This is a genomic window from Caballeronia sp. NK8, from assembly GCF_018408855.1.
Classification (GTDB): Bacteria; Pseudomonadota; Gammaproteobacteria; order Burkholderiales; family Burkholderiaceae; genus Caballeronia.
The window spans coordinates 326,429-344,446 of sequence record NZ_AP024323.1; the positions used below are offsets into that span (position 1 = coordinate 326,429).

Consider the following 18,018-nt stretch of genomic DNA (forward strand, 5'->3'; position numbering starts at 1 on the left):
CCTCCGGGTACATCGATTGCGGCAATGACCGCAAAGTCGAAACCCACCCGGAGCCCCACAATGCCATCGAAGAAGCAACCGTCGCCGAGCGGCGTCGCCCGCACCCCCTCGCAGAGCAACACGAACAAGAAAGTCGAAGCCCTCGAAACCTACCGCACCGACGCAACGAACCAGGCCCTGACGACCAATCACGGCGTCAAGATCGCGGATAACCAGAACAGCTTGCGCGCCGGTGAGCGCGGGCCGTCGCTGCTCGAAGACTTCATCATGCGTGAAAAAATCACGCACTTCGACCACGAGCGCATTCCGGAACGCATCGTCCACGCGCGCGGCTCAGCCGCGCACGGCGTCTTCCAGGTCTACGAATCGCAGGCAGAACTGACCAAGGCCGCGTTCCTACAGGACCCGTCGAAGGAAACGCCTGTTTACGTGCGCTTTTCGACCGTGCAAGGCTCGCGTGGCTCCGCCGACACAGTGCGCGACGTGCGCGGTTTCGCCGTCAAGTTCTACACGGACGAAGGCAACTTCGATCTCGTCGGCAACAACATGCCCGTGTTCTTCATTCAGGACGCAATCAAGTTCCCCGACTTCGTCCACGCCGTCAAACCGGAACCGCACAACGAAATGCCGCAAGGCGGCTCCGCGCACGATACCTTCTGGGATTTCGTCTCGCTCGTGCCCGAATCCGCGCACATGGTGCTATGGGCGATGTCCGACCGGGCCATCCCGAAGAGCCTGCGCACGATGGAAGGCTTCGGCATCCATACCTTCCGCTTCATCAACGCGCAGGGTAAAGGCCGCTTCGTGAAGTTCCACTGGCGCCCGACGATCGGCTCCGCATCCCTGCTCTGGGACGAAGCGCAGAAGCTTGCGGGCAAGGACGCGGATTTCCATCGACGTGACCTGTGGGAAGCCATCGACAACGGCGACTATCCCGAGTGGGAACTCGGCGTGCAGATTGTCGAGGAAGAAGACGAACACAAGTTCGACTTCGATCTGCTCGACCCCACCAAGATCATCCCCGAGGAACTGGTGCCGCTGAAGATGATCGGCAAGCTCACGCTGAATCGCAATCCCGATAACTTCTTCGCCGAAACCGAGCAGGTCGCGTTCTGTCCGGGACATATCGTGCCGGGCATCGACTTCACGAACGATCCATTGCTGCAAGGCCGTCTGTTCTCCTACACCGATACGCAGATCAGCCGTCTCGGCGGCCCGAATTTCCACGAGATTCCGATCAACCGTCCACTCGCGCCGATGCACAACGGCCAGCGCGACGCGATGCATCGCCAGACGATCGACAAAGGGCAGGCGTCCTACGAGCCAAATTCCATCGACGGCGGCTGGCCGAAGGAAACCGCGCCGGCTGCGGCGGGCGGCGGCTTCGAAAGCTACACGCAGCGCGTCGACGGCGCGAAGATCCGCGTGCGCAGCCCGTCCTTCGCCGATCACTACTCGCAGGCGACGCTTTTCTGGAACAGCATGACCGAGCCGGAGCAGGATCACATCGTCGGCGCGTATTCGTTCGAGCTGTCCAAGGTCGAGCGCAAGAATATCCGCGAGCGTCAGCTCGGCATCCTCGCCAATATCGATGAAACGCTCGCCGCGCGCGTCGCCGAAAACCTCGGGCTGCCCGCGCCGAAGAAAAGCGCGAGCGCCGAGGAACTCGGCAAGTCGTCGGTGACGGAGTCGCCGGCCTTGTCGATCGTTGCGAAGACGAAGCCTTCGATCAAGACGCGCAAGGTCGCGATCCTCGCCGCGCCGGGCGCCGATGCCGCCAGCATCAAGGCCGTGCAGGACGCGCTCAAGGCCGAGGGCGCGCACGCAAAGGTCATTTCGCCGACGCTCGGCTCGCCCGCGCCCGGCATCGAGGCCGACGCGACCATTCTCGCCATGCCCTCGATCATGTTCGACGGCGTGATCGTCGCGGGCGGCAAGGAGAGCGCGAAGGCGCTTTCCGAGTCCGGCGACGCGCGCCACTTCGTGCTCGAATCGTTCAAGCATCTGAAGGCGATCGGCGCGATCGGCGACGGCGAGGACGTGCTCGCGGCCGCGCATCTGCCGGGCGGCGAGGAGGGCGTCGCGGTAGGCAGCGACGCCAAGGCGGTGCTGAAAAGCTTCATCGAGGCGATGAGCCAGCATCGCGTCTGGTCGCGCGCGCACAAGGCGGAGTCGGTGCCGGCCTGATCCGCGTGATCGGCGTTTCGTGCCTCGCAACGATACGCGCGACCATGCCGCCATCGGCGATGTACGCGCCCCCGTCTTTCTTGAGACACTAGCCGTACCGCTCACTCCGGGGGTGCGGCTTGTTCGATCATGCAAGACATCGTGGCGGCGGCGCGCTTGCCGCACGCGTGCAATGGCGCGCGTGCATGGACATCGTCGTCATCGTTCTGATCTGGGCGCTGTGTGCGGCGGCAGCTGGCGCGAAGGAGCGCATCGTCGTCGGCGCGGCGCCGGGCGTCGCGCCGCCGCTCGACATGGCGTATCCGCGTGACACCAAACCGCGCGGGATTTCAGTCGATTACGTGGATGCCGTCGCCGGCGCGCTCGACCTCGACACGCAATGGCGTATCTATCCAAACCGCACCGCGTTGATGGCGGCGCTCGCGCGCGGCGACATCGACATGGCGACAGGCGCGACCGGTGCGGACAGCGAGGACAGGCAAGACGGCAACGGCGCGCTCATATACAGCCGCCAGTATCTGCCGAGCAAACAGATCTACATCGAGCCGCTCGTGAAGCGTCCATCGACGCATCGGCTCGCGTACGTCGACGCGCAGACTTCGCCGGCGCGCCTGCGGTCGGCGTATCCGTCGATGCTGCCGGTCGTGTATCCGGACCTGCTTGCTGCGCTGCTCGCCGTATCGCTCGGCGACGCCGACGCGTTTATCGGCGACATGACGGCTTCCGCCTTCGCGATCACCCATTACTACCTGCCGAATCTGACCATCACGGACCTTGCGGCCTTCGATGAAGACGGCTTCCGCTTCGCCTTCGCGGCGGAACGTCCCGGCGCGGATGCGCTGCGGCAGCGGGTCGACAGCGCGCTCGCGGCGCTGCCGCCGGCCTTCGTTCTCGTCGCGCGCGCACGCTGGAATCCGGGCGCCAACGCCGTCACGCTGGAACGGCCGGTCGAACTCACGGCGCAAGAGCTTGCGTGGGTACGCACGCATCCCGTGGTGCACTATTCGATGCTCGCACAAGCCGCGCCGCTGACTTTCCGCGATTCGCGCGGCCAGCCGGCGGGCATCGCGGTCGATATCCTCGATGCGGTCGCGCGCGTGACCGGCCTGCGCTTCGAGGCCCGCGTGCGCGACACGCCCGAGCAACTCGCGGCCGACATGCGCAGCGGCGCTTCCGCGATCCTGCCGTACGGCGTGGGCGAAACCTCTGCGTTGCCCGGCGGCGTGCTCTCCGCGCCGACCGGCGACGGCATCTTCGTGATCGTGACGTCGGCCAATCAGCCGCCGCTGCGCGACGCCGGCGCGCTCGCGGGCAAGCGCGTCGCGTTACCGCCCTCTTCGTTGCTGGAGAAGCTTTTGCAGCGGAGCGCGTCGGGTGTGCGGATCGTCCATACGCGACCGCTCGACGGTCAGTTCCGGGCCGTGGCAAGAGGCGAAGCCGATGCGACCATCGCCGATCTGGCCCTCGCCAACTACGCGGTGGGCAATGCTTATCGCGGCTCGCTCGTGTTGAGCGGCGTGCTTTCGACGCGACCGGTTCCGCACGGCCTGACCGTCACGGCGAACGAGCCGCTGCTGCTCGGCATCCTCAATCGCGCGATCGAGAGTCTTCCGCCGCCCGAGCTGGAGACGATCCGCGCGCGCTGGAAGCTCTCCGAGCATCCCGAGATGCTGTGGGAACGTCATCGTCCGCAAGTCGCGCTCGGCGCGCTGTTTGGCGCGGCGCTCGTGCTCGTGCTGGCGGGCTGGGCGCTGACGATGCGCGTGCAGGTCACGCGCCGGATCGCCGCCGAAAGGGCGATGCGCGCCGCGAAGGAAGAGGCGGAAACGGCAAACCGCGCAAAATCCACCTTCCTCGCGACGATGAGCCACGAAATCCGCACACCGATGAACGCCGTGCTCGGTCTGCTCGAAATGGAATTGCGCGCGCCGGGCGAGCGCGTCGCGACCGAGCGCGCGCTGTCGATCGCGCATCGCGCCGCGCGCGATCTGCTCGGCATGATCGACGATCTGCTGGATGTCGCGAAGATCGAAGCCGAGCGTCTCGTGCTCGCGCCCGCGCCGCTCGAAATCGAAGCGTGGGTCGCGGGCGTCGCGGCGATCTACGAACCGGCCGCGCGCGCGAAGGGACTCGCGCTCATCGTGAAGCGCCGCTTCGGCGGTGGCCCGACCTGGCTCCTCGCCGATGGCCAGCGTCTGCGCCAGATCGTCGGCAATCTGCTCTCGAACGCGATCAAATTCACCGACGTCGGCGCGGTCACGCTCGAATACCAGGTCGCGCCGCCACAGGACGGCAAGCGCGCGGTGACGCTCACGGTGTGCGATACGGGCATCGGCATCTCGCCCGAGAAGCAGGCGATGCTGTTCACGCCGTTCGTGCAGGCCCACGATGGCCGCGCGCGCAATGTCGGGGGCACGGGGCTCGGCCTCACCATCAGCAAGCGGCTCACAACGATGATGGGCGGCACGATCGAGCTGTCGAGCGAGCCGGAGCGCGGCACGCGCTTTACCGTGCGCGTCGATCTTCCGGAGACGGAGGCGATGGCGGACGATGCGCCGTCCGCGCCGGCGGGCGCGCTTGCCGGGTCGCTCGCGGGGCTACGCGTGCTCGTCGTCGATGATCATCCCGCCAATCGCATCGTGCTCGACGGGCAGATCAGGCTGCTCGGCGGCAGCGCGGAAATGGCCGTCGACGGCAAGAGCGCACTTGCGCGCTGGCGCGCCGCGCCGCGCGCATTCGACGTGATTCTCACCGACTGCTCGATGCCCGAGATGAGCGGCGAGGAACTGGCGCGCACGATCCGGGACGACGAGGCGAAAGACCCGTCGAGTCCACGCGCCGTGCCGATCGTCGGCCTGACGGCGAACGCGCAACCCGACGCCGCGGTGCGCGCGGTCGCGTCGGGCATGAACGCGTGTCTCGTCAAGCCGCTCGGTCTGGACGGTCTGCGCGCCGCCTTGCTCGAAGCGACGCGCGACGGCCGCGTGTCGAGCGCATCGACGGCGCCTGCGCAGGCGTTTGCGCGCGCGCCCGCGCGTGCAGCCGATCCGGACGCGCCGGTGTTCGACCGCGCCTTGCTGGCCGGTTTCGGCGATCAGGCCGGCACGCTCGTCGACACGCTGAAGGCCGCCAACACGCAGGATCTGGCCGACGCGCGCGCTGCCTTCGACGCGTGCGATCACGCGTGCCTGCGAGATATCGCGCATCGCATGAAGGGCGCGGCGGCGGTGATCGGCGCGACGCCGTTCATGCGCGCGTGCGTCACCTTGCAGCACGACTGCGAGCTTGCCGTCGACGAAGACCGCAACGGCGAGGACGACGCCCGCATCACGGCTTCGTTCGCGGCATTCGTCGCGGCGGCGGAAGCGCTCGATGCCGCGCTCGCCAGCCCGCTCGCGTGCGTTTCGCCCGCATCCGATGCGTCGTCATGACGCGTGTCAGGCTTCGCTAGCAGGGCTTTGCGTACATCCCGCGTTTCGTGTGTTTTAATTGAACCTCCGATCATCTCAAAAACATGCGGCGATCCGCGGCCGCAATGGATGGCACTCAGAGGCATGACTCGAAGGGATACCGGGTTCGACGAGAAACCGAAGCCAGGCGCGGGCCGCCCCGGCCGGATCGCGCGCGCGATGCTGGCGTATTGCTGCGCGACGCTCGCGTTCGTGCCGGGGACGCCGCCGTATGCGCAGCGCGCCGAATGGCTCGATGCGCGGGTCACGCAGACGACCATCGTCGATACCATCTGCGTGCCGGGCTATGTCGATCGCGTGCTGCCGTCGTTCGAGATCCAAATGCGCCAGAAGGAGCGGCTGCTCAAGCAGCGCAGCATCGATGCATCGTTCGCATCGGAATATGCGCTCGATCACCGCATGCCGGTGCTGCTCGGCGGCTCGCCCAACTCGCCCGCGAATCTCGATCTGCGCCGCTGGGAAGGGCGCGCGGGCCAGCGCCGCAAGGAGCGGCTCGCGGTCTATCTGAAGCGCTGCGTCTGCACCGGCGACATCACGCTGAAGGACGCGCAATCCGCGATGGCGGGCGACTGGTCCAACCGGTATCCGAATCTGTCCAGCATGTCGTGCAGCGGCTTCTGACGATTGCCTGAACCCATCCATCCGATTTAGAACATCTATTGAAAAAGACGGAATGTCGCAGCACCTGCGCGGTCTACGGGATTAGTATGGAGCTATCTCGAAATTAGCCGGAGCCGCCATGATGTTCGCCTATGTGTCCCTTTTCGTCGTCGGCACGGTTGCGGCGCGCCTGATCCTGAAGCAGCGTGCGCAGCCCGTGCGTGCGCGCGCAAGAAGGTGACGGCGATGAACCTGCTCATCTGGAACTTTCCCCAACGCTGCGCCGCGCGCGACGTGCGGCGTTTTCTGGAACACGAGCTAGGCCAGTATGCGAGCGATATCGCGGTGTACGGCGCGGGCACCGCTGACGCGTACGCCACCGCGAAGCTTGCGATCGATGTGCCTTACATCGGCGAGGCGATCGCGCAGAAGCTGTGCCATCAGCGCTTTCTCGACGAACCCTTGCGCGCCCGGGCCTCGGCTTCCGGCGACGCGTCCATCCGTCTGCATTGACGTTTTCCGCGTGCGCGCGCCGTGTTGCGCGGCCGTCCGGAACGAACTTTGCTGATCCTCCCCTGACGAACGTCATGTAGCGGCGAAGCCGGTGCCACGTGCCACCGGCTTTTTTGTCGATGCGCGCCTGATTCAAGGTGCGCGTCGGGCCGTTCGAACCGGGCGATCCGGTGGATCGTCCGCTGACACGAGGCAAAAGCGGATCAATCGAATCGATGCATCAGGCAGGAAAGAACAGAACCAACAAGACGCCGTCTGGCGCAAGGTTTCTCGTGGGCGCGGCGGCGGGCGCGCTGTTTTCGATCACAGCGGCCGCGTACGCCCAGCAGGCGGCGACAGTCGTGCAGGGCCACGTGACGGCGATGCCCGTCGCGCCCGAACGCGCGTTGCCCGCGATGCCGGTGCCGATGCCCGCGCAGCCGACGTCGGAAGCATCGACGGCTTCTGCGGCATCGGCGGCAAGTGCGGCAACTGCGGCAACTGCGGCGAGTGCGGCGTCCGAGGCGAGCGCGGCATCGGAGGCGGAGGCGCCCGAAGTGCCTTTGCCGCCGGAGCCGCCCGAGCCCAATCTCGCGCAGCGCACCGGCATGTCGCCGGCGGGCGCGTATGCGATGCGCCAGACCTTCGCGCAGGAGGTCGACCGGCGGCTTGCCGTTTCCGCCACGGATCAGCAGGCCTACGGGCGCCTGCTGCAACAGACGCTCGATGAAGACGGTCACGGCGATCTCGCCAATGAGTTCGTCGTATTGGCCGATCGCAATGCGAACGCGCAGGTCATCTTCGTGTACTTCCGCGCGAAGCCGGGCGATGCGTGGTCGATGATCGGCGCGTCGCCGGTATCGACGGGCCGTCCCGGCACCTACGACCACTTCGTGACGCCGCTCGGCGTGTTCCAGCACGTGCCCGGCAACATGGACTTCCGCGCGGAAGGCACCTTGAACGAGTTCAAGATCCGTGGCTACGGCGCGCGCGACATGCGTATCTACGATTTCGGCTGGGCCGATGGCGAGCGTGGCTGGGGCAAGGGCGGCAAATCGCCGATGCGCTTCCAGATGCACGCCACCGATCCCGAGAAGCTGGAGCCCTTGCTCGGCATGCGGCATTCGAAGGGCTGCGTACGGATCCCGTCGACGCTCAACGCGTTCTTCGATCACCACGGCATCATCGACGCGCAATACGAGGCGCGCGCAGCCGACGGCGAGTCGATGTGGATTCTGAAGGCCACGCGCAAGACGACGCCGTGGGCGGGGCACTATCTCGTCGTCGTCGATACGGGCAGGAAGACGCGGCCCGCGTGGTCGCCCGGCCCGGGCAAGGCGGTGCGCGCGCATATTCCGGCGGGCGCGGATTCGGTCGATTGACCCTTGCCCGCCGACGCGCTATTTCGAACGCGCGAGCAGCACGCCCGCGAGCGCCACGCCGAAGCCCGCGAGCTGCACCGCGTCGAGCGTCTCGCCGAACGCGAGATAGCTTTCGAGCGCGGCGAGCGGTGGCGCGAGAAAGAGCAGGGCGGTGGCGCGCGATGCGTCGCCGCGCCTGACCATCCACACGAGCAGCGTCGTCGCGACGCCCGAGAGCATCACGATGCCCCATGCGAGCGAGAGCCACGTCGTCGTCGACGCAATGAAGCGGTGCTCGCCGAGCGCGAGTACGAGCACGAGTGCGACGATCGCGGCGCCTGCGTTCTGCAACGCGCTGGCGCTGCGGATATCGGCGCGGGCGAGCGAGGTCTTCTGATACAGCGTGCCCGCGGTGATGGCGAACACCGCGAGCACGGCGATCGTCACCACGATCCATTGCGGCGCGTGTCCAGCCGATGCCGATCCGGCGTGCGCGCCGCTCGCCGCGATTTTCGGCGCGAGCACGAGCGCGACGCCGGCGAGACCGAGCACGAGGCCGCCCCACGCGCGTGGCGAAAGCCGCTCGCCGAAGAGCCGCGCGGCGACGGCGGCGGTCAGAAGCGGCTGGAGCGCGCCGAGCAGCCCCATGATGCCCGCGCCGAGGCCCTGCGCGACGGCCCAGTAACCCGCGCCGAGATAGACGCCTTGCAGCAGCGCGCCGGCGAACAGATGGCGGGCTATGTCGCGGCCTTTCGGCCAGGGCGCGCGCGCGATTGCGGCGATCGCGAGAAACAGCAGTGTCGTGCCGGCGAAGCGCGCGAGCAGATACAGATTCGGGTCGACGTAAGGCGTGATCGCCCGCGCGACGATGAAGCCCGTCGACCAGAGAAATACGAATACGGGCGCGGCGAGAAGCGAAATCATGTGAGGCGTGCGGCAAGTCGGAATGCCGCAGTATCGGGCCTATGGTTCTCGTTCGTCTTGTCTAACCGTGCACTCAATCTATCGTGAAAGTGTCGAGTGGCTGATTGGCGCGTGCGTCGGTCTCGAAGCGGCGCGATAGTTGCGCGTGCAGGCGCCTCGCTTCGTCCAGCGTGAGATCGATCCAGTAAGGGTCGCCGGCGGCGTCGTTCAAGCGCTCAGGTGGGAACTGGATTTCGATTACCACGCCTTTCTTGTACATCGTTATGCCTCGTGCAAAGCGCTCAAGTGTAGCGGACCGGTTATCGTGGATTGCCTACGCTGCGGAAAGAATGTGTTGCTTCGGATGGGGTGATGGTGCCTGCTGACAATAGTCCCAATTCACATCGATGTCACAGACCTCTGCAATTCTTAAGGGCTAAAGGTCGCCTCCGACCATCCACCCCGACGAAGAGACACCCCAAAAATGACCCGCACTTCCCGCCTCGCGCGCAACATCCTGCCGGCGTTTGCCGCCGCATTCACGATGCTTGCCGCGATGCCCGCCCACGCCGCCGACGCCGTGGTCCTGTACACCGCCGACGGCCTCGAGAACCTGTACAAGGACGTGCTCCCCGCCTTCGAGAAGAAGGAAGGCGTGAAGGTCAATATCGTCACGGCGGGCAGCGGCGAAGTGGTCAACCGCGCGACCATCGAAAAGGATTCGCCCAAAGCCGACGTGCTCGTCACGCTGCCGCCGTTCATCCAGCAAGCGCAGCAAGGCAACCTGCTGCAACCCTATCAGAGCGTGAACTACAAGAACGTGCCCGCGATCGCGAAAGCGCAGGACGGCGCATGGGCCACGTTCGTGAACAACTATTTCTCGTTCGCGATCAACCCCGAAGTCACGAAGAACGCGCCGAAGACATTCTCCGATCTGCTGCATCCGAACTACTCGGGCAAGATCGCGTATTCGAATCCGGCGACGGCGGGCGACGGCATGGCCGTCATCATCCTGACCTCCGCGTTGATGGGCGAGGACAAGGCCTTCGATTACCTCAAGACGCTCGAGCAAAGCGCGAAATTCCACACCAAAGGCACGGGCTACCTCGACGTGCTGCTCTCGCGCAACGAGATCGCCTTCGCCAACGGCGACCTTCAAATGGACCTCGACGACGCCGCAAACGGCGGCCTCTCGATCAAGCCGCTGTTCCTCTCGCACAAGACCGGCGAAGCGCCGACCACGTTCCAGCTTCCGTACGCGATCGGCCTCATCAAGGGCGGACCGAATCAGGCTGCCGGCAAGAAGCTGATCGACTACCTGATGTCGTCGGATGTGCAGTCCAAAGTGCCTGACATCTACGGCATTCCGGGCCGCACCGACGTGCCGCTCGCGGGCAAGAACGGCGAAGCCGTCAAGCAGGCGATCTCGGGTGTGAAGCTGATTCCGGTCGACTGGAACGAAGTCATGCAGAAGAAGGCCGGCTGGACCGAGCGCTGGAAGACCGAAGTGATCGGCAACTCGGGCAAGCAGACGGAAGTCGCCAAGCCGAAGTCGTAACGTGAGCGCCGTTCCCAAGGAAGCATTCGGCGCAGAGCAGTCGCCGGGCGTGCACATCGATCGCCTGACGGTGCGCTTCGGTCAGCGCACCGTGCTCGACGATCTCACGCTGCGCATCGATCGCGGCGAGTTCCTCACCGTGCTTGGCCGCAGCGGTTGCGGCAAGACCACGCTGCTGCGCTTCATCGCGGGCTTCGTCCAGGCCGATGCGCTCGCCGGCACGCTGTCGATCGCGGGCCGCGATCTCACGCACATGCCGCCGCATCGACGCAATCTCGGCTTGCTGTTTCAGAGCTATGCGCTCTTTCCGCATCTGTCGGTGTTCGACAACGTCGCGTTCGGACTGCGCGCGCGCAAGCTGAGTACGGGCGAAATCACCCGCCGCGTCGCGGATGCGCTCAAGCTCGTGCAGCTTTCCGACGCCGGTCACGTCATGCCCGCGCAACTGTCCGGCGGCATGCAGCAACGAGTCGCGCTGGCGCGCGCGCTCGTCATCGAACCGGATGTGTTGCTGCTCGACGAACCGCTCTCCGCGCTCGATGCCAATCTGCGCGCCTCCGTTCGCAGCGAGCTGAAGGCGCTGCATGAGCGCCTGCCGAATCTGACGATCGTGTGCGTGACGCACGATCAGGACGATGCGCTCGTGCTCTCCGATCGCACGCTGCTGATGCGCGATGGCCGCATCGCGCAGCTCGGCGCGCCGCGCGAGTTGTACGACGCACCCAACGATGCGTTCGTCGCGCGCTATCTCGGTGCGGCGAATCTGTTGCCGCCGCGCGTGGTGTATCCCGTCGGCGATGCGCGGCACGACGAGCGCGAACGTCTTGCGTGCATTCGTCCCGAGCGCTTCACGATCGTGCCGCTGGGCGAGGGCCCGTTGCATGGCACGATCGCATCGGTCGAATGGTATGGCGCGGCGCTGTCGATTTCCGTCGCGCTCGATGCATTGCCCGGCGAGCCCGTGCTCGTGACGACGCAGCGTGGCCATTCACGCATGCCGGAGAAGGGCGCGCGCGTTTCACTTCGCTTCGAGGCTGACGATGTCGTCCTTGTTCGTTCCTGACAGCGTCGCGCGCGACGAAGGCCGCATCAGCGACGCCGATCTCTCCGCGCAATTCGCCGCTCATGCCGCACAGGCGCAGCGGCGTCATCGCAAAGGCCAGTGGCATCTGCTGTTCATTCTCGTGTTCGTGCTCGGGCCGCTCGTCGTCTATCCGCTCGCGCGGCTCATCATGCTGAGCGTGACCGGCTCCGACGGCTTCACGCTTCACGCATACAGCGCGTTCTTCGGCAATCCCGAAACACGCGGCATGATCGGCACGACGTTCGGCATTCTTGTCGCGAGCGCGAGCATCGCGTCGCTGCTGGGCGTAGCGCTCGCATCGATGCTGTTCTTCAGGCCGTTCGCGGGCGCGCGTCTGCTGACGCGCTTTCTGGAATTGTTCGTCGCGTTTCCGTCGTTCCTCGTGGCGTTCACGCTGATCTTTCTGTATGGCTCGCAAGGCTCGGTGAGCATCGGCTTGCAGCGGCTCTTTTCGCTCGATGCGCCGCCGCTCGATTTTCTCTTCGGCATCGGCGGCGTGATTCTCGCGGAAGTGGTGTTCTATGCGCCGTTCGTCGTGCGCCCGACGCTCGCATCGTACGCGACGCTCGACATGCGTTTGGTCGAAGCCGCGAAAAGCCTCGGCGCCGATGGCTGGATGGTCGCGATGAAGATCGTGTTGCCGCTCGCGTGGCCGGGCATCGCGGCGGGAACGATCCTTTGCTTCCTGCTGACGCTGAACGAGTTCGGCATTCTGCTCGTGCTCGGCAGCGCGCATCTGATCACGCTGCCGATCGCCATCTACAGCGCCGCGACCGTCGATCTGGATCTGCCCACCGCGGCGGCCGGCTCGGTCGTGATGCTGCTGATGTCGCTGTCGTTGTACGCGTTGTATCGGCGCGTCGACCGGCGTTCGGGAGGCCGCTGACATGCAGCTTTCGATTTCGTCACGCTTCACGCCCGGCGCGTTGTTGCGCATCGCGTTCACGGGCTTCGTCGCGTTGCTGTGCTTCTGGCTCTTCGTGCTGCCGGTGGTTGTCGTCGCGCTGTCGAGCGTCGCGTCGCACTGGTCGGGAACGATGCTGCCCGATGGCTTCAGCACGCGCTGGTTCGCGCGTCTCGGTTCGAGCGATCTCGACGCCGTCATGACGAGTCTCGAAGTGGGGATGGGCGTCGCGATGCTCGGTACCGCACTGGGTCTCTGGCTCGCACTCGCGCTGGAAGGGCGCGACCGGCGCGGCCTGGGCGCGCTCGTCGACGCCGTCGCGATGATGGGCAGCGGCGTGCCGAGTGTCGTGCTCGGGCTCGCGGTGCTGATCGCGTATCACAAGCGTCCGCTGGATCTGTCCGGCTCGGCCGCGATCGTCGTGCTCGTGCAGCTCGCGCTCGTGCTGCCGTTCTGCTATCGCTGCGCGGCCGCCGCGTTGCGCCCGGAACTGATGACCTTGCGCGAGGCCGCCGCGAGTCTCGGCGCGCCGCCGCGCATGGTGCTCGCGCGCGTGGTATTGCCGCAACTCGTGCCGGCAATCCGCGCGAGTCTCGCGCTCGGTTTCGCGCTGTCGCTCGGCGAACTGGGCGCGACGCTCACCGTCTATCCGCCGGGCTTCGCGACAGTGCCGATCGTCGTCGTGGGGCAGGTCAATCGCGGTTACTATCTGCCCGCATCGGCGCTGTCGCTGATCCTGCTGGCGGTCTCGCTCGCCGCGCTACTGATGATCGCCGCGCGTGCTCCGCGCAGCGGAATCGCACGCTAAACATCGGGAATCCGAACTAAAATTCCGGGCCGGAATTGGGCCCGGAATGCGGCCGCGAGCAATTCCCGGGCCGCGTTAGCGTTTTGGCCATGTCATACCAAAAAAAATAAAACTGGCGTAACCTGCACTTTCAGGCACGGCCGCACCCGCATGACCGGAGGAATTTTCCCTCGGGAACAATCAGGGCAGGGCGCCATTTTGGGGCGTCCGAGTGAACTCCCGTCGCGCTTTCGCGGTCGTTGCATATGTTGCAAACACCGGAGGTTCCGATGACATCCGTCGACCTGGAATTCGACCAGCTCAACAGCACCGTCGATGCGCTCAGGCGCTCCATCTCGAACCGCCTGATGTACGGCGTCGGCAAGGACGCCGTCACGGCGCAGCCGCGCGACTGGCTGCACGCCGCTGAACTGGCGGTGCGCGATCGCCTCGTCGCACGCTGGATGCGTACCACGCGGCTGCAATACGAACAGGACGTGAAGCGCGTCTACTACCTGTCGATGGAGTTTCTCATCGGCAGAACCTTCAGCAACGCGCTACTCGCGCTCGGCATCTATGACGAGGTGCGCGACGCGCTGGCCGGCCTCGGCGTCGATCTCGCGGCGCTGGAGGAACTGGAGCCGGACGCCGCGCTCGGCAATGGCGGCCTCGGGCGGCTTGCCGCCTGCTTCCTCGATTCGATGGCGACCGTCGGCGTGCCGGGCTTCGGCTACGGCATCCGTTACGAATACGGCATGTTCCGCCAGACGGTGGTCGACGGCAATCAGGTCGAAATGCCCGATTACTGGCTGCGCGCGGGCAATCCGTGGGAGTTCCCGCGTCCCGAGGTCGTGTACACCGTGCATTTCGGCGGCCGCACCGTGCAGCACGAGGACCGCACCGACTGGATCGACACCGAGCACGTCAACGCGATGGCCTACGACACGGTCATCCCCGGCTTCGCCACGACGGCGACCAACACGCTGCGCCTGTGGTCCGCGCGCGCGACCGACGAGTTCGATCTCTCCGCATTCAATCAGGGCGACTATCGCCGCGCGGTGGAGGCGAAGAACACCTCGGAACATGTCTCGCGTCTGCTCTATCCCGACGATTCGACGCAGGCTGGCCGCGAGTTGCGTCTGCGTCAGGAATACTTCTTCGTCTCCGCGACGATGCAGGATCTGATTCGCCGCTATCAGCGCACGCATACGCATTTCGGGCGGCTCGCGGAGAAGGTCGCGGTGCATCTGAACGACACGCACCCCGTGCTCGCGATTCCGGAACTGATGCGTCTCCTGGTCGACAAGCATCGCGTGCCGTGGGACAAGGCGTGGAAGCTCATCCAGCAGATGTTCTCATACACCAACCACACGCTGATGCCCGAAGCGCTCGAAACGTGGGACGTCGAGATGCTCGCGCGCTTGCTGCCGCGGCACCTCGAGATCATCTTCGAGATCAACGCGCAATTCCTGAAGCAGGTGACCGAGAAGTTCGGCCGCGACGTCGAGCTGATCCGCCGCATCTCGCTCGTCGACGAATACGGTCAGCGACGCGTGCGGATGGCGCATCTCGCGATCGTCGCGAGCCACAAGGTGAATGGCGTATCGAAGCTGCATTCGCAACTGATGGTGCAGAACATCTTCTCCGATTTTGCGCGCATGTATCCGGAGCGCTTCACCAACGTGACCAACGGCATTACGCCGCGCCGCTGGCTCGCGCAGGCGAGTCCGTCGCTTTCGTCGCTGATCGACAAGCGCCTCGGGCCGCGCTGGCGCACCGATCTCTTCGAACTCGGCCGCCTGCGCGAATGGCGCGACGATCCGGAGTTCTGCAAGGCTTTCCACGAAGCGAAGTTCGCCAACAAGCTCAGGCTCGTCGAGCGCGCCAAGCGCGACGCCAATGCGATCATCAATCCGGAAGCGCTGTTCGATCTGCAGGTCAAGCGCATCCACGAGTACAAGCGGCAGTTGCTCAACATCCTGTACGTGATCGTGCGCTACAACCGCATCCGCGAGAATCCGGAGCAGGACTGGACGCCGCGCGTGGTGATGTTCGCGGGCAAGGCGGCATCGGCGTACAAGATGGCGAAGAACATCATCAAGCTCATCAACGATGTCGCGAAGCGGATCAACGCGGACCCGCTCGTCGGCGACCGGTTGAAGGTCGGCTTCATTCCGAACTACGGCGTCTCGGTGGCCGAACTCATCATTCCGGCGGCGGATCTGTCGGAACAGATTTCGATGGCCGGCACCGAGGCATCGGGCACCGGCAACATGAAGCTCGCGCTGAACGGCGCGCTGACCATCGGCACGCTGGATGGCGCGAACATCGAAATCTGCGATGCCGTGGGGCGCGAAAATATCTTCATCTTCGGCAACACGACCGACGAGATCGAATCGCTGCGAGCGGCGGGGTATCGGCCGCGGCAGATCTACGAAGAGAACCCGGAGCTGAAGCTCGCGCTCGATCAGATTCGCCTCGGGCATTTCTCGCCGGAAGAGCCGCATCGCTTCTACGACATCTTCCACACGCTGGTGGACTGGGGCGATCACTACATGGTGCTCGCCGACTTCGACAGCTTCGACAAGACGCAGACCGAAGTCGATCTCAAGTTCCGCGACAAGGACGCGTGGACCAAGAGCGCGATCGAGAATGTCGCGGGCATGGGCATCTTCTCGTCGGATCGCACGATCGCTGAATACGCGCGCGACATCTGGCATGTCGAGCCGTTGCAGGTGACCTGAAGCGCGCGCGTTTCGGCCTCAGCGCCGCGTGATGCGAATCACGCGGCCGAGCGTCGCGTTGGGAAACCATCGCGTGATCTTGCCGATGACCACGTTCGCGTCCACGCCGTCCGTTTCGACATAGAGGGTCGTGCAGTCGTGACGACGGCTCGTCGCGACGACGTGCGCGCGCACGTTCGCACCGAAAGCGTGCGTGAGCAATTCACGCGCGGGTGCGGAGTTCAGTCCGGGAACGGTCAGATCGAACGCAAGGCAGTGACGCGTTTCGCGGCGGCGCGGCGAGCCGCCGTTGGATGCCTGGGGAAGAAAGGGCAGGTCGGAAGTGCGATACATCGATGACAGCCGCCCGATGGCGGCTCGAAGTGGCAACGCGTTCACTCTACCGCCGCGCGCCTAAAGGCGGCGATAAAGTCGCGCGCGACGATATTAACGCCGTATCAAAATCACGCCTGCGGTTTGGCGGCTGCGCTGGCCGCGTGTTTCGCGACCGCATCGCCGACGAGCGCGGCCACTTTGTCCGCAAATTCCTGATCTTTCGTGATGAGCACTTCGCGCTCGCCATCGGGCGTCGCGACCATCAATTGATAGATCACGTCCTGCGTGATCCAGGTCAGGTAGCCCACCACGATGGTCATCACGCCGAGCACGAGCGCCGCGCCCGAGCCGGTGATAATGCCCGCGCCGAACGCGACGAGCCCGATCAGCGCGATGATGACGGGCATCGGCTTCTGGCGCGGAATCATCACGACGCGCGCGGTGCGCAGATCACGCAGCGGAATCATCTGCCCCGATGCCGACAGGCCGGCGCGCGAGAGCGTGACGCCGCGTTCGTTGAAAGGAGTATCCATAAGGTTTCGCAGTTCTTGTTACGGCCGGTGAAACCGGGGAGCGTACCAGACCGCGCGCGCCGGGGGCAGTTGCACGGCATTCATGTGCTTTGCATTCCGGGCGCTCCCGCGCCGCGATACGCCGTCTCTCACGGGAAAACCATGACGAGATTCGCTTTGATCTTCTTTCGTTTCGAAACTAGACTCTTCCGTAACGAAAGATCGCGTGGAAGCGAACCTGATGCTGAACAACAAGAGTTCATTGAAGCGACGCCTTCAAATCGTCGAACTTGTTCGCAAGCGCGGGGAAGTTTCCGTCGATGAACTCAGTCAGGTTTTCGATGTTTCGAGCGTGACCATCCGTAGCGACCTGACTTATCTGGAGCAGCAGCGCTACCTTCTGCGTTCGTTCGGAAAGGCCCGCTATCTCGCACAGAAGTCCGGAGACGACATTCTCGTGCCGGCGTCGGACGCCGCCATACGCAAGGCCTCCGAGACGGCTCTCGCCCGTTTTGCGGCCGAACAGGTGATGGATAGCGAAGCGGTCATGTTGGGCGCGGGAGAGATCGTTCACAAGATGATTCCCTTCCTTGCAGACCGGGCGAATCTTTCATTGCTGGTTCAGGACGTTTCGGTTGCCCAGACGGTTCAGCGGTTTCTGCACTGCGAGGTGTTGCTGACCGGCGGCCGACTGGAGCACGGCTCGACTGTGATGACCGGCCCTGACGCGGAAGCCGCTGTGAGCCGGCGCCCGATTGATCTGTGCGTGCTGCAAGCATCCGGTGTCGACCGCGATGGCAAACTTTTGACGGCGGATTCCGCCCTGGCGCGCGTGGCGCAGGCAGCGCGGCGGGCCGCGAGGCGAACGATCGTCGTTGCGTTTCAGCCGGTACTCGACGAACGTAGCGGCGTGGCGTTCGCGAGCGCGCAAGAGATTGACACGTTGCTTATCGACGATGGAATCGACCCGCCGACGATGGAGACGGTGATGCGCAAGGGCCTTCAGCTGCAAAGGCGTGACACAGGCATTCTGGAGTTTCGCGCTTCCTGACAGGACGTATTGCGCTAAGCGCGTCCTGTATTGCATTTCGTGTATCGTAA

At 65.1% G+C, this 18,018-nt stretch carries 15 protein-coding genes; 11 read left to right on the forward strand and 4 right to left on the reverse strand.

The annotated features are described in order from the left end of the window. The first annotated feature begins 60 nt into the window (after positions 1–60). The 5 genes from katE (at position 61) to NK8_RS16130 (ending at position 8,131) form a co-directional block, all read left to right on the forward strand. Positions 61–2,187, forward strand: a complete 2,127-nt coding sequence (katE, locus tag NK8_RS16110) for a catalase HPII (protein ID WP_301549881.1) — start codon at positions 61–63, stop codon at positions 2,185–2,187. A 185-nt stretch (positions 2,188–2,372) separates the two neighbouring features. Further along, positions 2,373–5,618, forward strand: a complete 3,246-nt coding sequence (locus NK8_RS16115; protein WP_213229967.1) for a transporter substrate-binding domain-containing protein — start codon at positions 2,373–2,375, stop codon at positions 5,616–5,618. Between the two features lie 123 nt (positions 5,619–5,741). Beyond that, positions 5,742–6,278 carry a hypothetical protein gene (locus tag NK8_RS16120; RefSeq protein ID WP_213229969.1) on the forward strand — a complete coding sequence of 179 codons (537 nt, stop codon included), beginning with the start codon at positions 5,742–5,744 and terminating at the stop codon, positions 6,276–6,278. A 225-nt stretch (positions 6,279–6,503) separates the two neighbouring features. Beyond that, positions 6,504–6,770: an RNA-binding protein gene (locus tag NK8_RS16125; RefSeq protein WP_162067131.1), complete on the forward strand. Its 267-nt coding sequence runs from the start codon at positions 6,504–6,506 to the stop codon at positions 6,768–6,770. Positions 6,771–6,985: 215 nt separating this feature from the next. Further along, positions 6,986–8,131: a L,D-transpeptidase gene (locus NK8_RS16130; RefSeq protein ID WP_213229971.1), complete on the forward strand. Its 1,146-nt coding sequence runs from the start codon at positions 6,986–6,988 to the stop codon at positions 8,129–8,131. A gap of 18 nt (positions 8,132–8,149) precedes the next feature. Here NK8_RS16130 and NK8_RS16135 read toward each other — a convergent pair whose 3' ends face one another. After that, the gene (locus NK8_RS16135) at positions 8,150–9,034 is read right to left on the reverse strand and encodes a DMT family transporter (protein WP_213229973.1); all 885 of its coding nucleotides are present in this window, start codon (positions 9,032–9,034) and stop codon (positions 8,150–8,152) included. A gap of 73 nt (positions 9,035–9,107) precedes the next feature. Next, positions 9,108–9,293, reverse strand: coding sequence for a hypothetical protein (locus NK8_RS16140; RefSeq protein WP_162067134.1), 186 nt, complete (start codon positions 9,291–9,293; stop codon positions 9,108–9,110). 204 nt (positions 9,294–9,497) lie between these two features. Between NK8_RS16140 and phnS the strand changes: the two genes are divergently transcribed. From phnS to NK8_RS16165, 5 genes are all read left to right on the forward strand, one after another. After that, positions 9,498–10,571, forward strand: a complete 1,074-nt coding sequence (gene phnS, locus NK8_RS16145) for a 2-aminoethylphosphonate ABC transporter substrate-binding protein (RefSeq protein WP_213229975.1) — start codon at positions 9,498–9,500, stop codon at positions 10,569–10,571. Between the two features lies 1 nt (position 10,572). Further along, positions 10,573–11,634: a 2-aminoethylphosphonate ABC transport system ATP-binding subunit PhnT gene (gene phnT, locus NK8_RS16150; protein WP_213229977.1), complete on the forward strand. Its 1,062-nt coding sequence runs from the start codon at positions 10,573–10,575 to the stop codon at positions 11,632–11,634. Further along, the gene (locus NK8_RS16155) at positions 11,612–12,541 is read left to right on the forward strand and encodes a 2-aminoethylphosphonate ABC transporter permease subunit (RefSeq protein ID WP_213229979.1); all 930 of its coding nucleotides are present in this window, start codon (positions 11,612–11,614) and stop codon (positions 12,539–12,541) included. The genes phnT and NK8_RS16155 overlap by 23 nt, the downstream gene beginning before the upstream one ends. A 1-nt stretch (position 12,542) precedes the next feature. After that, on the forward strand, positions 12,543–13,367 hold the full coding sequence (gene phnV / locus NK8_RS16160) for a 2-aminoethylphosphonate ABC transport system, membrane component PhnV (protein WP_213229981.1): 825 nt from the start codon (positions 12,543–12,545) through the stop codon (positions 13,365–13,367). Between the two features lie 269 nt (positions 13,368–13,636). Continuing rightward, the gene (locus NK8_RS16165; protein WP_162067139.1) at positions 13,637–16,090 is read left to right on the forward strand and encodes a glycogen/starch/alpha-glucan phosphorylase; all 2,454 of its coding nucleotides are present in this window, start codon (positions 13,637–13,639) and stop codon (positions 16,088–16,090) included. Between the two features lie 18 nt (positions 16,091–16,108). Here NK8_RS16165 and NK8_RS16170 read toward each other — a convergent pair whose 3' ends face one another. Both NK8_RS16170 and NK8_RS16175 read right to left on the reverse strand, forming a co-directional pair. Further along, a complete protein-coding gene (locus NK8_RS16170) occupies positions 16,109–16,423 on the reverse strand; it encodes a hypothetical protein (RefSeq protein ID WP_174258045.1) in 315 nt (104 codons plus the stop codon). 110 nt (positions 16,424–16,533) lie between these two features. After that, positions 16,534–16,938, reverse strand: a complete 405-nt coding sequence (locus NK8_RS16175; protein WP_213229983.1) for a DUF6232 family protein — start codon at positions 16,936–16,938, stop codon at positions 16,534–16,536. A 205-nt stretch (positions 16,939–17,143) separates the two neighbouring features. Here NK8_RS16175 and NK8_RS16180 point away from each other — a divergent pair, with 205 nt between their 5' ends. Then, positions 17,144–17,968 (forward strand): DeoR/GlpR family DNA-binding transcription regulator, encoded by an 825-nt coding sequence (locus NK8_RS16180; protein ID WP_225936310.1) that lies wholly within the window; start codon positions 17,144–17,146, stop codon positions 17,966–17,968. Positions 17,969–18,018 lie beyond the last annotated feature (50 nt).